Here is a 13,230-nt window from a genome sequence, read left to right on the forward strand (position 1 = left end):
CGAAAACTATTATTTTGATAGCTGCCAGCGCTTGTAGCACAAGCGCTGGCAGCGCTTTTATCTCTTAACTATTGACGACGCCCGCACCAAAGCGCCGCTCGATGTAATCGGCCACGATTTGGTGAAACTCGGTGGCGATATGTTCGCCGCGCAGCGTCATCGCCTTCTGCCCATCAATGAACACGGGCGCAGCCGGCGCTTCGCCCGTGCCCGGCAGGCTGATGCCGATGTCCGCATGCTTGCTTTCACCCGGCCCGTTGACGATGCAGCCCATCACGGCCACTTTCAGCTTTTCGACGCCGGGGTACTTGGCGCGCCACACCGGCATGTTGGCGCGCAGGTGGTCGTCGATGTCCTTGGCCAGTTCCTGGAACGTGGTGCTGGTGGTGCGCCCGCAACCCGGGCAGGCCGTCACGCTGGGCACGAACACGCGCAGGCCCAGCGACTGCAGGATTTCCGAGGCGATGACCACTTCCTGCGTGCGCGCCTCGCCTGGCTGCGGCGTCAGGCTGACGCGGATGGTGTCGCCCACGCCTTCCTGCAAAAGGATCGACAGCGCCGCGGCCGAAGCCACCGTGCCCTTGGTGCCCATGCCAGCCTCGGTCAGGCCGAGGTGCAGCGGATAGTCGCAGCGGCGCGCCAGTTCGCGGTAAACGGCGATCAAATCCTGCACGCCGCTGACCTTGCAGCTCAGGATGACCTGCTCAGGCCGCATGCCCAGATCCACCGCCTGTTCGGCCGAGCCGATGGCGGACTGGATCAGCGCCTCATACATGACCTGGCGCGCTTCCCAGGGCTGGCGGCGGTTGGCGTTTTCGTCCATCAGGCCGGCCAGCAGTTCCTGATCCAGGCTGCCCCAGTTGACGCCGATGCGCACCGGCTTGTCCCACTTGAGCGCCGCCTCGATCATCTGGCCAAACTGCGCGTCGCGTTTGGCGCCCTTGCCCACGTTGCCGGGGTTGATGCGGTACTTGGACAGCGCCTGCGCGCAGTCCGGGTAGTCGGTCAGCAGGCGGTGGCCGTTGTAGTGAAAGTCGCCAATCAGCGGCACATCCACGCCCATTCGGTCGAGCTGCTCGCGGATGTAGGGCACCTGCGCGGCGGCCTCGGGCGTATTCACCGTGATGCGCACCATCTCGCTGCCGGCCAGCGCCAGTTCTTTCACCTGGATCGCGGTGCCAATGGCGTCCACCGTGTCGGTGTTGGTCATCGACTGGACGCGCACCGGCGCATCACCGCCCACGGTGACCACGCGCTGGCCCCACGCAACGCGCGCCTGACGGCTGCGGCGCGCGGCGGGCGCGGCCACCGCGATCGGTAAGGCGTCGGCAGAGGTCTGGGCGGGTGCGGCGGTAGCGGCGACGGTCATCATTTCACCTGAAAACGGGCCACGGTGGTTTTGCTGAGCGCCTTGATGTCGAACGGCTCGCCACGCACTTTCACGCTGATCGCGTCCTTGCGGCCAACCGTGGCCGACAGCGGCACTTCGCCCGTCAGCTTGACGGTTTCACCGCTGGTCAGCGTGCGGTTGATCAGCTGTTTGCCTTGCGCGTCGCGCACGGTCAGCCAGGTTTCGGCATTGGCCGTGAAGACGAGCAGGTCACCGTCCGCCGTCGCAGCGGGCTCCGCAGCCGATGCTGACGCCTGCGGGGCAGCGGGTGCAGTTTGCTCGGCCGAAGCCGCGCCCGCCGGCATTTCGGCGGGCGGCGTCGGCTCAGCGGCGGGGACCGCGGGTTCCTGCACTTCGCCATCGGCAGAAGTGGATTCCTGGGCCGGTGCGGTCAGCTGGATTGGCAGGGTGGGCAACAACCACAAGGCCGCGGCCGCGAGCAGCAGCACGCCGATTGCGATCACCAGCGGCTTGGAGAAGCTGCTTTTGAGCATCGGCGCCGGGCTGTCGCCGGGCTGGCGGAAAGGCTGGTTGATCGGCTTGCCCTGCGCGCGCAGCCCTGGCGCGGCCAGCGGCATGCGCTCCAGCACCGGTGCGGGGTCGGCGCCGAAGGCGCGGCAGATGGCCGAAGCCAGGCCACGCGCGAAGGTGAGGTCAGGCAACTCGTCAAAGCGGTCGTTTTCGAGCGCGTCGAGCTTTTGCAGCGAGACCTTCATCGCACTGGCCACCAGGGCTGGGTCAACCCCTGCAGCCTCACGCAGCTGGCGCAGCATGCCGCCGGGCGAGCTGCCCTGCAGCACGGGCCCGCTCGGCTTGTCGGGCTCTGGCGCACCCTCGGGCGGCAGCTGGCTGGGCGCGAACGCGGAATCCCGTTCAGTCATCGAAAGCTCCACGTTCATAGGCCTGATACTCGCGCGACTGCGAGAAGCGCCGCCGCAATTGCGAGGCCAGCTGGTCCGAAGCCTGGCGGTCGTTCAGGCGCCGCTCCACCCGGATGCCCAGCCACAGCGATTCGGCGTTGGCCAACTCGCTGTTATTGAGGCGGCGGATGAAGAACTGCGCACGCTGGTAGTCACCCCGCTTGTACAGCAGCAGCGACAGGTTGTAGGCGGTAACCGGGTTGCCCGGATCCAGCTCGTAGGACTGCTTCAGGGTGGCTTCGGCCCGGACGTTGTCGCCTGCACGGCTTTCGCAAATACCCTGCGCCATCATGGTGCGCGCGCGCCCCTGGTAGCCGGGCACCGCGATGGCGCGCTGGAAGGACTGCGCGGCTTCAGGGTAGCGGCCTTGCTGGCACTGCAGCCAGCCGAGGTTGTGCATGGCATTGGCATCGCGCGGGTTCAGGTTGATGGCGCGCTGAAAGTGCGATTCGGCCATGGCCTGCTGATCCAGCCGCAGGTAGATCAATCCGCCCAGGTTGTAGGCGTCGGCGAAGCTGGGGTCAACCTGGAGCACTTTCTTGACCTCATCCAGCGCCACTTCGGGCTGATTGTTCTGGAAATAGCTGGTGGCCAGCGCCAGCCGGGTGCGCGCACGGGCGCGTGCCGGGCTGTCGTCTATCGCGGTATGCAACTCGGTCGGATCACCCAAGCCACCGGGGCCTGTGGCGCAACCGGCAAGGCCGCCCAGCAACACGGCAGCACCGGCTGCCAGCAGCAGCCAGCGCGACGCAGGGCGGAGGGATTGCACAGGGGTCATGTCACAGCCTTTCTCTGGTTGCCGCTTGCCTGAGGTGCGGGCATGCGCTGAAGCACCACGGTGCGTTGGCGGGCCACGCGATCCTGCACGCGCGTGCGATCCTGCACGTCGCCGGCCAATTGGCCGCAAGCGGCGTCAATATCGTCGCCGCGCGTCTTGCGCACCGTGGTCACGATGCCCGCATCGTTCAGCAGTTTGCCGAAGGCCAGCACGCGCTGCATGGGCGAACGCGTCAGCCCCGACGCCGGGAACGGGTTGAACGGGATCAGGTTGAATTTGCAACGCAGCCCGTCAGCGGCGTGCGCACGCATCAGATCGACCAGCGCCTGGGCATGCTCCGGCGCGTCGTTCACGCCGTCCAGCATGCAGTACTCGAAAGTGATGAAGTCGCGCGGCGCACTGGCCAGGTAGGCGGTGCAGGTGCGGAGCAGTTCATCAATGGGGTATTTGCGGTTGAGCGGCACGAGGTGGTCGCGCAACGCATCGGTGGGCGCATGCAGCGACACAGCCAGCGCCACGGGGCAGTCGCGCGCCAGGCGCTCCATCATCGGCACCACACCCGAGGTAGACACCGTCACCCGGCGGCGCGACAGGCCATACGCGTGGTCGTCGAGCATCGTGCGCAGCGCCGGCACCAAACGGTCGTAGTTCTGCAGCGGCTCGCCCATGCCCATCATCACCACGTTGGAGATGACACGGTCTGGCGTGTTCAGGTGGCGGCGCAGGTAATGCTCGGCGAACCAGAGCTGGGCCACGATCTCGGCCGTGGTCAGGTTGCGCGAAAAGCCCTGGTGACCGGTGGAGCAGAAACGGCAGCCCACCGCACAGCCCGCCTGAGACGAGATACACAGCGTGCCACGGTCGTCCTCGGGAATGAACACGGCCTCGACGGCGTTGCCGCCGCCCACGTCGAACAGCCACTTGATGGTGCCGTCGCGGGAATCGTGCTGGGTGATGACGGGCAGTGCGCGGACTTCCGCCACGCCCGCCAACTTGTCGCGAAACGACTTGGCCAGATCGGTCATCTGGCTGAAATCGGCCACGCCGCGCTGGTGCACCCAGCGGAACAGTTGCGCGGCGCGAAAGCGCTTTTCGCCCAGCCCCTCGCAGTACGCGGTGAGCCCGTCGAGATCGAAATCGAGCAGGTTGACAGGCGTGGTGGTCATGCGAGCGGGGCCAGGCCGCGGGCGATCAACGCGAGTAGATCGCCAGGCCCGGGAAGAAGAAAGCCACTTCCACGGCAGCGGTTTCAGGGGCGTCGGAGCCGTGCACGGCGTTGGCGTCGATGCTGTCGGCGAAGTCGGCGCGGATGGTGCCTTTGTCGGCTTTCTTGGGGTCGGTCGCGCCCATCAGTTCGCGGTTCTTGCCGATGGCGCCTTCACCTTCCAGGGCCTGGATCATCACCGGGCCGGAAATCATGAAGTCCACCAGATCCTTGAAGAAGGGGCGCTCTTTGTGCACGGCGTAGAACTGCTCGGCTTCCAGGCGCGACAGGTGCTGCATGCGAGCAGCCACCACTTTCAGGCCGGCGGCTTCGAAACGGGCGTAGATCTGGCCGATGACGTTCTTGGCGACGGCGTCGGGCTTGATGATGGACAGGGTGCGTTCGATAGCCATTTGAGTAAGTTCCAGATAAGAAGGAGAGGTTCAACGCCCAGTTTAGGCAAATTGGGCAAAGCCCGAGATTTTAACCGGCGGCGGTGTCTGCCGTGTGGCAGCGCGGCACGAAAACTCAGCCGCACAGGGGATTTGGGCTGCCGCGCACGTCACCCGCCCACGCGCCGCTGATTCAGCCACGCCGGCCGCCGCGCGGTGCGCCGCGCCCTGCTCCGCCGCGGTTGCCCCCGGCACCGCCGCCTGAATTACCACCAGCGCCACCGCGCCCGGCCGGAGCACCTCCCGGGCGATTGCCGCCCACACCCGGCCCGCTCTTGCGCCGCTGGCGCGACAAGCTGTCGGCGCCGATGTAGCCCTGCGACGTGCGCAATGGGTCAGGCTGCTGGCCACGCCCCTCAGCGCCAGACGGCCCGGCGCCCGTGCGCCTGCGCCCCGCCATGGGGTTGGCGCCGTAGGCCGCGCGCGGGGCGTTGTCAGCGCTGCGGTTGCCACCGGGGTTGGCCATGTTGGGGCGTGGGCCGCTGCTTCGCCCGCGATCGCCACGGCCTGGGCGCTTGGGCGCCAGTGTTGGCTGTTCAGGGTCGCGGCCGCCTTTGATGACGTGGCTGGGCGTGCCCGATGCGGCGCCCAGCGCCTCGATGTCGCGGTCCCACAGCTCCATCCATGCGCCGCGCTTCAAGCCGCGCGGCAGCATCATGGCGCCGTAGCGGATGCGGATCAGGCGGCTGACGGCGTGGCCTACCGATTCGATCATGCGGCGCACTTCGCGGTTGCGGCCCTCGGAAATGGTCACGCGGTACCACTGGTTGGCGCCCTCGCCCAAGCCCTCTTCCTTGATGGAGCCAAATTGCGCGATGCCGTCGTCCAGCTGTACGCCGTCCAGCAGGCGCTGCTTCTCTTCGTCCGTCAGCGCGCCCAGCACGCGCACGGCGTATTCGCGCTCCAGCCCGAATCGCGGGTGCATCAGCCGGTTGGCCAATTCGCCCGAGTTGGTGAACAGCAACAGCCCCTCTGTATTCAAGTCCAGCCGGCCGACCGACTGCCACTTGCCGTGCTGCAGTCGCGGCAGCTTGCGAAACACGGTGGGTCGGTTCTGCGGATCGTCGTGCGTGACCACCTCGCCCACGGGCTTGTGATACGCCAAAACGCGCGCGGGCGGCTGGGCAATGCGCAGCGCGATCAGGCGGCCATCCACCTTGACCTTGTCGCCAAACTGGATGCGCTGGCCGACGTGGGCGGGCTGGTTGTTGACCGAGATGCGGCCCTGCAGAATCATCTGCTCCATCTCCAGGCGCGAGCCGAAGCCCGACTGCGCCAGCACCTTGTGCAGCTTGGGCTGCTCAGGCTGCGGTTGCAGCACGCGCTTGGTAGGCAGCTGCGATTCGGAATCCGCCTCGTCGTCGAAGCGGCCGGAAACCAGGTCGTCGAAGCCGACCGGCGCTTGCGCCTCGTCGTCGGCCATTTCCGCATCGGCGGCGACGGGTGCGCTGGGCTCGTCCGATTCCGCCACTTCGGTCAGCAGCTGCGGCTCGCCAGCGGGTGCGTCGTCGGCACCATCAGCCGCGTTCAGTTCGTTCTGCGCTTCACCAGCCGCAGGCTTGGCTGCACGGCGCTTGCTTGGCTTCGCTATATTTTCAGTAGCTGCCGGCGCACTATCTGCCTGCGCTGGCGCCCTTTTTTTCTTGGATGACGCTGGTGTGTCGTCAGCGGCTGCAGGTGCGCCCTCGGCGTTGGCGGAAGAGTCTTCGGTGTTCATGGCTTGGTCGATTCTGTGGGAAGGGGCGCCGGGTCGGTGTCGTCAGCGTCGCGGCTGCTGGGCGGTTCCGTGGCTTCGTGGGGCGCTGTGGCCAACCAGTCGTCTGGGTCGGCTGTAGGGGTCTGTGCGGCAGGCGCTGCTGCCGCATGGCGTTCGTGGTCGGACGGCGCCGCGCGCTGGCTGGCGGGCGCGTCGGGCGCTTGTGCGTCGGTTTCAGCCAGCGCCGCAGCTTCGGGCGTGGCTTGGGTCAGTGCATCCTCGTTCAACGCCGGCGTTGGAAAACTGACATGGTCGGCCTCTCCTGCAGCTTGGGCGAAATCGCCGTCGACGGCCTGCGGCGCTTCGGCCGCTTGCACGGCGACAGCGCTGTCGGCCACTTCGACCAAGTCGATCAAGCTGGCCCCGGGCGACTCACCCGTATCGCCCACGGGTTCCGCCACCCCCGGCGCGACGGCGGGCGCAGCGCCCTCGCCTTCCAAGCCGCCGGCCAGCGCCTCAAACATACTGGCAGCTTCTTCGCTGGGCGATTCCAGCATGGGCAGCTGGTCGAGCGATTCCAGGCCCAGGTCGTCCAGAAACTGGCGCGTGGTGGCGTACAGGCCCGGGCGGCCCACGGTTTCTCGGTGGCCGATCACCTCGACCCAGCCACGGTCTTCCAGCTGCTTGAGCAGCACGGAATTGATCGTTACGCCGCGAATATCTTCCATGTCGCCACGCGTCACGGGTTGGCGGTAGGCAATGATGGCCAGCGTTTCCAGCGTGGCGCGCGTGTACTTGGGCGGCTTTTCGGGGTGCAGGCGGTCCAGAAACTCGCGCATCTCGGGCCGGCTTTGAAAGCGCCAGCCGCTGGCGACCTGAACCAGTTCCACGCCGCGCTGCGCCCAGTCGTCCTGAAGCTCTTGCAGCAGGGACTTGAGCGTGTCGGCGCCCACCTGATCGTCAAACAGCACGCGCAGGTCGCGTACCTGCACCGGCTGCGTGGCACAGATCAGGGCGGTTTCAAGAATGCGCTTGGCGTCCGTTGAATTCACGGTGGCGTACTCGGATGAATGGGGGCGCTGGCCGCAGCGGCACCGGCGACACTGCGGGCGCCCGGCCTAGCGGCCAGGGCAGCGCCGGGCAGACAGTCAACCGACAGCGGGGCGGTGCGCATCACGCGCACGATGCCGCGGGTGCCCCGGATAAGAGGCGCCAGCTCAGCCGCCCTGCGGCGCGCTGACGGTCGTGGCGGCGGCGCTGTCGTCATCGGGCATTGTAAGGCCCCACTCCGTCAGCGCGGCGGCCAGGTCGGCCGGCAAGGGCGCCTGCCAAGCCAGCGCTTGGCCGGTGACGGGGTGCACGAAGCTCAAGCGCCGTGCGTGCAAGGCCTGGCGCGTCATGCCCGCAGCAGGCGTGCCGCCGTACAGCGTGTCGCCCACCAACGGGTGGTGGATGTGCGCGGCGTGCACGCGGATCTGGTGCGTGCGCCCGGTGCGCAGGACGCAGCGCAGCAGGCAGCCGCCATCGGCGTCTTGCAGCAGCGAAAACTCGGTCTGCGCGGTTTTGCCCGGCTGGCGCTGCAAATCGACCACCGCCATGCGCAGGCGATGGCGCGCGTCGCGCCCGATGGGCGCATCCACCTCGCGCTGCGGCGCCAAGCCCCAGGTGCGGTGCGCCAGCGCAATGTATTCGCGGTGCACGTCGCGCGCGGCGATGGCGGCGACCAGCGCATCCATGGCCGCCCGCGTGCGCGCCACCACCATCAGGCCGCTGGTGTCCTTGTCCAGCCGGTGCACGATGCCGGCGCGTGGCAATTGGGCCGCACGCGGGTCGCGGGCCAGCAGCGCGTTCAGCAGCGTGCCGCTCCAGTTGCCAGCGGCCGGGTGCACCACCATGCCTGCGGGCTTGTTGATCACGGCCAGGTGCTCGTCCTCATACACCACGTCCAGCGGAATGGCCTGCGGCACGAAGGCCTGGCTCATGGGCGTGGGGCGCAGCTCCAGCGTCAGCGCCTCGCCCGCCTTGACCTTGCGCGAAGGTTTGGTGACGGGCGCACCCGCCACCTCCAGCGCGCCGTCTTCGATCAACTGGCTGAGGTAGTTGCGGGAGAACTCGGGCACGAGCGCCGCCAGGGCGCGGTCCAGGCGCTCACCGTGCCACTCGGGCGGCACGGTGATGGCGCGCCGCTCGGCTTCGCCGATGGCGAACTCGTCGTCGGCCTCGGGCGTGGCGTCGGCAGGGGCGTTGGGCCGGGGGGCGGCCGATATAATGGCAGGAGCTTGACTCAAGAGGATTACCGCTGATGCATCGAGACCGATTATCGGCCGCTGGCACGGGGGTTCTGTTGCTGGCCGTGCTGCTGTCGGCCTGCTCCTCCAAGCCGGTCGACAAGACGGCCGGCTGGAGCCCCAACCGCATCCAGGCCGAAGCGCGGGACGAACTCAATTCCGGCAGCTTCGACAAAGCGATTCCGCTTTACGAAACCCTGGAAGGCCGCGCCGCCGGCACCCCGCTGGCGCAACAGGCCCAGCTGGACAAGGCGTACGCGCAGTTCAAGGACGGCCAAAAGGCCGAGGCCATCGCCACGCTGGACCGCTTCATGCGCCTGCATCCGTCCAGCCCGGCGATCGACTATGCGCTGTACATGAAGGGCGTGATCAACTTCAACGACGAGTTGGGGCTGATGTCGTTCCTGTCACGCCAGGATTTGTCTGAGCGCGACCAGCGGGCCGCCAAAGAGGCGTTCGAGTCGTTCAACGACCTTGTCACGCGCTTCCCTGATTCGCGTTACGCCCCCGATGCCCGCGCGCGCATGCGCTACACGGTCAACGCGCTGGCGCAGTACGAAGTGCACGTGGCGCGCTACTACTACACGCGCGGCGCGTACGTGGCGGCCGTCAACCGCGCCCAGCAGGCCCTGAGCGACTACCGCGACGCGCCGGCGCTGGAAGAGGCGCTGTACATCCTGGTGCAGTCGTATGACAAGCTGGGCATGCCGCAACTGCGCGACGACGCCAAACGCGTGTTGGACGCCAACTACCCGAACAGCGAGTTCGTGGCCAAGGGCTTTCGCGCCAACGCCAAGCCCTGGTGGCAGCTTTGGTGAGTGGCTTCGGGTGCGCTGCCCGAGTCGCGCCTGAAGCAAACACTATAAAAATCGTAGCTACCAGCGCTTGCTGCGCCAGCGCTAGGGCCTGATTTCAGTCTGATTGTGCTGCGGCACCAACGCCCGTGCGCTGCTCGTTCAGCTGATCGAGCGCCTGCATCAACTCATCCTGGCCGCGCAGTCGCCGCATGGGTGGCAAGGCTGCCAGCAACCGCCGGCCGTAGCCCATGCTGGTCAGGCGCGTATCGCAGATCACCAGCAGGCCCGCATCGGTTTCGCGCCGGATCAGGCGCCCTGCCCCTTGCTTGAGTGCGACGGCTGCGGCGGGCACCGAGTAATCGGCGAAGGCGCTGCGACCCTGCGCCTCCAGTTGCTGGCAACGCGCCTCCACCAAGGGATCGCCGGGCGGCGGAAAAGGCAGCTTGTCGATCACCACGCACTGCAGCGCATCGCCGGGCATGTCCACGCCCTCCCAGAACGTGGCGGAACCCACCAGCACGCAGCCCCGCCCTAGCGCGTCGTCGGCGCCTGCGCGAAAGCGCTCCATCAGCACGCGCTTGGGCAAGGCGCCTTGCACCAGCACCTCCGGCCCGGTGCGGCCCGCAAAGCGCGCAGCCAGCGCATCGCCGATCGTGCGCAACGCGCGCAGCGTGGTCGTCAGCACCATGGTGCGACCGCCCAGATGGGCTGCGATGTCGCCGGCCAGCGCGGCGACCTCGACGCTGTGGTGGGCATCGGCAGGGCGCGCCATCTCGGGCGGCACGTACAGCGCCGCTTGGTGGGCATAGTCGAACGGGCTGGCGATCTGCATCACCTCGGCGCCCTCCAACCCGCACGGGCCGGTGAACCAGGACAGGCGCGCGTCCGCGCCCAGCGTGGCCGAAACGAAAACCCAGGCGCGGCGCGGGCTGTGCGTGCCTGGCTGTGCCCCAGCTTGCACACCGGGCCGTACATCAGGCTGTACGTTCGGCTGCGCCAGCAGCTTGGTCTGCACCGTTTCGGCGATATCCAGCGGCGATTCGATCAGGCGCAGGCCTGCGGCCACGTCCAGCCACCGCACCACGCCGGGCTCAGCCGGTGCGGCAAACCGAACGGCGCGCTCGCCCAGGTCGGCAGCCCGCTCGTTCAGCCGCGCCAGGTCGGGCGCGCTTTCAGCCACGTTGGCTAGGGCGCGCTGGGCTGTGGCCAGCGCGTGCCCCAAGCTGGTCAGCGCCAGCGCCCAGGCGGCGCCGTCGACGCCGTCAGGCTGTTGCAGTGCCCAGCGATAGCGCTGCGATGTCTTGGCTGGCCCGGCCGCCATCCGCAAGTCGCGCGCGGCGCGTTCCACATTGCCCGCCAGCACCATCCAGTCGGCCAAACCGCGCGCGTGCTGGATACCGGCGGCCAGCAGATCGCGCGAAAAGTCCAGCAACTGGCCGGTGGCCAAATGGCGGCCCAGAAACTGCACACCCGTTTCATTGAGCTGATGCGCCTCGTCAAACACCACCACGCGCACGGTGGGCAGCAGCTCGGCCATACCCGACTCACGCACGGCCAAATCGGCAAAAAACAGGTGATGGTTGATGACGACCACGTCGGCCGCCATGGCCTCGCGGCGCGCCTGGTTGACGTGGCAGCCGCGAAACTGCGGGCATTCGGCGCCAAGGCAGTTTTCTCGCGTAGAGGTGACCAAGGGGATGACGGGCGACCGTTCATCCAGGCCCGGAATTTCGCCCAGGTCGCCCGTGCGCGTGGCTTGGGCCCATTGCGCCACCTTGGCCAGCGCCACGCGCTGTGCCAGCTCATGCGAGCCCAGCGCCGCATCGGCAAAACCCAGGCGGTGCTTGCAAAGGTAGCTGGCGCGCCCTTTGAGCAGCGCCATGCGCACGGGCACGCCCAGCGCCGCGGCCAGCTGAGGTAAATCGCGCGTGAACAGCTGGTCCTGCAGGGCTTTGGTCGCGGTCGACAGCAACACGCGCTCGCCCGACAGCAAAGCCGGCACCAGATAGGCAAAGGTTTTGCCGACGCCGGTGGCAGCTTCGGCGACCAGCTCACCCCCCTGGTCGATGGTGCGGGCAATCGCCAGGGCCAGCTGGGTTTGCCCGTCGCGCGGCCGAAAGCCGTCGGCGGTGCACGCCAGCGTGCCGTCCGAAGCGAACGTGGCGGCCACCGCCTCTTGCAGCGGGCTCATGCAGTGCGTGGGCTCCGGCGGGGCAGCGCCGGCGAGACGGCGCCACGTCCACGCGACGAAAGGCGGCGGGCTGTGCAGACGGTCGATCGGGCCCAGGTGCGGCGACCCCGCGCATGGGCCGCCTGCGGCCTAAGCGGTGTCGGATTAAAGGGAAAACAGGAATCGGCAACCATGTTGAAGTGACAGACTTGGCACTTGTCGGCCTGCCGTTCCATCAATAATAGGGCTTTGCCGCACTACGCCTCACCGGGCACTACAAGAATATGGACAAGGGATATCGACTCAGCGCAGCGACCGGCATCCACAAGGGGGATCGCGAATACCAGCAGGATCAGGTCGCACTGCTGGCCCACCCGCGCATACCGGGTTGTGTATTGGGCGTGGTGGCCGACGGCATGGGCGGTCGTGCGGGCGGGCGAAAGGCTTCCGATCAGGTTTTGCTGACTTCGCGGCAGCTGTTCGAGCGCTACGATCCCGCCAGCGAGGACGGCTCCACCACCCTGCGCCAGATCGGCGAAGAAGCCCACTTGGTGATCAAGCTGACGGCCATCGCTGCCGAGCAGGAACCTCACAGCACCATCGCGGCCTTCATCATCAACCCTGGTGGGGAATGCCACTGGGTGCATTCGGGCGATTCACGCCTGTACCACTTTCGCGGGCCGGCGCTGCTGCGGCGCACCAAGGACAATTCGTACGTGCAGGCGCTCGTTGACCAGGGCGAGCTGACCGACGATGAGGCGCTGGTTCACCCAAAATCAAACGTGCTGCTCAGCTGCCTCGGCACGGAAGCCGAGCCCGAGCTGGCCACGCACTACATCCCGCAGCTTCAGATCGGCGACTCGCTGCTGGCCTGCTCGGACGGTCTGTGGCATTACTTCACCACCGAAGAGTTGGGCTCGGTACTGCACTCCTTGCCGCCGCGCGAAGCGAGTGAGTTCTTGGTCGAGAAAGCGCGGTCACGCGCGATGGGCGGCGGCGACAACCTGGCGCTGGCCATCGTGAAGGTGGAGCCACCCGTCCCAGACAAGGCGCCGGTCGGGTCCGGCTTCTCGCCTTTGCCCTGAGCGCACGGGCTGCGCGGCGCCGTAAGTCAACGCCCGCTGCGCAGCGTTTGGCACCCGTCAAGCAAGGCGTTCAGGAAGAACGCTTCTTCCGCGCCGCGCTCCAGGCGCTTTGCGCCTCAGCACCGTCTGCCGAAGATCACTTGGGCTGTTCGCCGGTGCGCTGCTTTTCTTGCAACTGCTGGAGCTTGTCCGCCGTTGTGCGCTGCCGCTCTTGCTGGTTGAGCGCCAGTTCTTCCGCGCGCAAGCCGTCCAAGGTCGACCGCCGCTTGGCGCGCGCCTTACTCAGGCAATCGTTGACGGCAAAGCGGTGCCAGCACTCCAACTCGGCGTCAGCATAGGCCTTGTGCGCGGTCGTGCGGGCGGCGTCAACGCGGGTGCGCTGCCCGTCCAGCCAAGATTGGAAGTCGGCGTCGCTCAATCCGTCGGGCGCCTGCACCGACGGCGGAATTG

Annotated in this window: 12 protein-coding genes; 2 read left to right on the plus strand and 10 right to left on the minus strand. The window is 67.5% G+C overall.

Annotated features, from left to right (window positions below; genetic code table 11):
• Positions 1 to 64: 64 nt before the first annotated feature.
• The 8 genes from ispG to C6570_RS13500 all read right to left on the minus strand — a co-directional run bounded on the left by ispG (position 65) and on the right by C6570_RS13500 (position 8,728).
• A complete protein-coding gene (ispG, locus tag C6570_RS13465) occupies positions 65 to 1,369 on the minus strand; it encodes a flavodoxin-dependent (E)-4-hydroxy-3-methylbut-2-enyl-diphosphate synthase (RefSeq protein WP_106704700.1) in 1,305 nt (434 codons plus the stop codon).
• The gene (locus tag C6570_RS13470; RefSeq protein WP_164675547.1) at positions 1,369 to 2,271 is read right to left on the minus strand and encodes a helix-turn-helix domain-containing protein; all 903 of its coding nucleotides are present in this window, start codon (positions 2,269 to 2,271) and stop codon (positions 1,369 to 1,371) included. The genes ispG and C6570_RS13470 overlap by 1 nt, the downstream gene beginning before the upstream one ends.
• The gene (pilW, locus tag C6570_RS13475; RefSeq protein WP_106703675.1) at positions 2,264 to 3,088 is read right to left on the minus strand and encodes a type IV pilus biogenesis/stability protein PilW; all 825 of its coding nucleotides are present in this window, start codon (positions 3,086 to 3,088) and stop codon (positions 2,264 to 2,266) included. The genes C6570_RS13470 and pilW overlap by 8 nt, the downstream gene beginning before the upstream one ends.
• On the minus strand, positions 3,085 to 4,254 hold the full coding sequence (gene rlmN, locus C6570_RS13480) for a dual-specificity RNA methyltransferase RlmN (RefSeq protein ID WP_106703676.1): 1,170 nt from the start codon (positions 4,252 to 4,254) through the stop codon (positions 3,085 to 3,087). The genes pilW and rlmN overlap by 4 nt, the downstream gene beginning before the upstream one ends.
• A gap of 25 nt (positions 4,255 to 4,279) precedes the next feature.
• Positions 4,280 to 4,705 (minus strand): nucleoside-diphosphate kinase, encoded by a 426-nt coding sequence (gene ndk, locus C6570_RS13485; RefSeq protein WP_106703677.1) that lies wholly within the window; start codon positions 4,703 to 4,705, stop codon positions 4,280 to 4,282.
• Positions 4,706 to 4,877: 172 nt separating this feature from the next.
• Positions 4,878 to 6,461 (minus strand): pseudouridine synthase, encoded by a 1,584-nt coding sequence (locus C6570_RS13490; RefSeq protein WP_106703678.1) that lies wholly within the window; start codon positions 6,459 to 6,461, stop codon positions 4,878 to 4,880.
• The gene (scpB, locus tag C6570_RS13495) at positions 6,458 to 7,492 is read right to left on the minus strand and encodes an SMC-Scp complex subunit ScpB (protein WP_106703679.1); all 1,035 of its coding nucleotides are present in this window, start codon (positions 7,490 to 7,492) and stop codon (positions 6,458 to 6,460) included. Before scpB ends, C6570_RS13490 begins: the two co-directional genes overlap by 4 nt.
• A 165-nt stretch (positions 7,493 to 7,657) precedes the next feature.
• Positions 7,658 to 8,728, minus strand: coding sequence for an RluA family pseudouridine synthase (locus C6570_RS13500; RefSeq protein ID WP_106703680.1), 1,071 nt, complete (start codon positions 8,726 to 8,728; stop codon positions 7,658 to 7,660).
• Between the two features lie 14 nt (positions 8,729 to 8,742).
• Between C6570_RS13500 and C6570_RS13505 the strand changes: the two genes are divergently transcribed.
• Positions 8,743 to 9,546 (plus strand): outer membrane protein assembly factor BamD, encoded by an 804-nt coding sequence (locus C6570_RS13505; protein WP_106703681.1) that lies wholly within the window; start codon positions 8,743 to 8,745, stop codon positions 9,544 to 9,546.
• Between the two features lie 94 nt (positions 9,547 to 9,640).
• Here C6570_RS13505 and yoaA read toward each other — a convergent pair whose 3' ends face one another.
• Entirely contained in the window at positions 9,641 to 11,716 is a 2,076-nt protein-coding gene (yoaA, locus tag C6570_RS13510; RefSeq protein ID WP_106703682.1) for a DNA repair helicase YoaA, read from the minus strand.
• Positions 11,717 to 11,979: 263 nt separating this feature from the next.
• On the opposite strand from yoaA, the gene C6570_RS13515 reads away from it, so the two are divergent.
• Positions 11,980 to 12,780, plus strand: a complete 801-nt coding sequence (locus tag C6570_RS13515; RefSeq protein WP_106703683.1) for a PP2C family protein-serine/threonine phosphatase — start codon at positions 11,980 to 11,982, stop codon at positions 12,778 to 12,780.
• Between the two features lie 136 nt (positions 12,781 to 12,916).
• On the opposite strand, the gene C6570_RS13520 is transcribed toward C6570_RS13515, so the two are convergent.
• Entirely contained in the window at positions 12,917 to 13,198 is a 282-nt protein-coding gene (locus C6570_RS13520; RefSeq protein WP_106703684.1) for a hypothetical protein, read from the minus strand.
• Between the last annotated feature and the right edge of the window lie 32 nt (positions 13,199 to 13,230).

Source organism: Ottowia oryzae (genome assembly GCF_003008535.1).
GTDB classification, from domain to species: Bacteria; Pseudomonadota; Gammaproteobacteria; order Burkholderiales; family Burkholderiaceae_C; genus Ottowia; species Ottowia oryzae.

Excerpts from the sequence above, each read along its gene's own strand:
- C6570_RS13490 (WP_106703678.1), bottom strand. The coding sequence starts at position 6,461 with ATGAACACCGAAGACTCTTCCGCCAACGCCGAGGGCGCACCTGCAGCC.
- yoaA (WP_106703682.1), bottom strand. The coding sequence starts at position 11,716 with ATGAGCCCGCTGCAAGAGGCGGTGGCCGCCACGTTCGCTTCGGACGGC.
- ispG (WP_106704700.1), bottom strand. The coding sequence starts at position 1,369 with ATGACCGTCGCCGCTACCGCCGCACCCGCCCAGACCTCTGCCGACGCC.
- pilW (WP_106703675.1), bottom strand. The coding sequence starts at position 3,088 with ATGACCCCTGTGCAATCCCTCCGCCCTGCGTCGCGCTGGCTGCTGCTG.
- C6570_RS13505 (WP_106703681.1), top strand. The coding sequence starts at position 8,743 with ATGCATCGAGACCGATTATCGGCCGCTGGCACGGGGGTTCTGTTGCTG.
- C6570_RS13470 (WP_164675547.1), bottom strand. The coding sequence starts at position 2,271 with ATGACTGAACGGGATTCCGCGTTCGCGCCCAGCCAGCTGCCGCCCGAG.
- C6570_RS13515 (WP_106703683.1), top strand. The coding sequence starts at position 11,980 with ATGGACAAGGGATATCGACTCAGCGCAGCGACCGGCATCCACAAGGGG.
- ndk (WP_106703677.1), bottom strand. The coding sequence starts at position 4,705 with ATGGCTATCGAACGCACCCTGTCCATCATCAAGCCCGACGCCGTCGCC.
- rlmN (WP_106703676.1), bottom strand. The coding sequence starts at position 4,254 with ATGACCACCACGCCTGTCAACCTGCTCGATTTCGATCTCGACGGGCTC.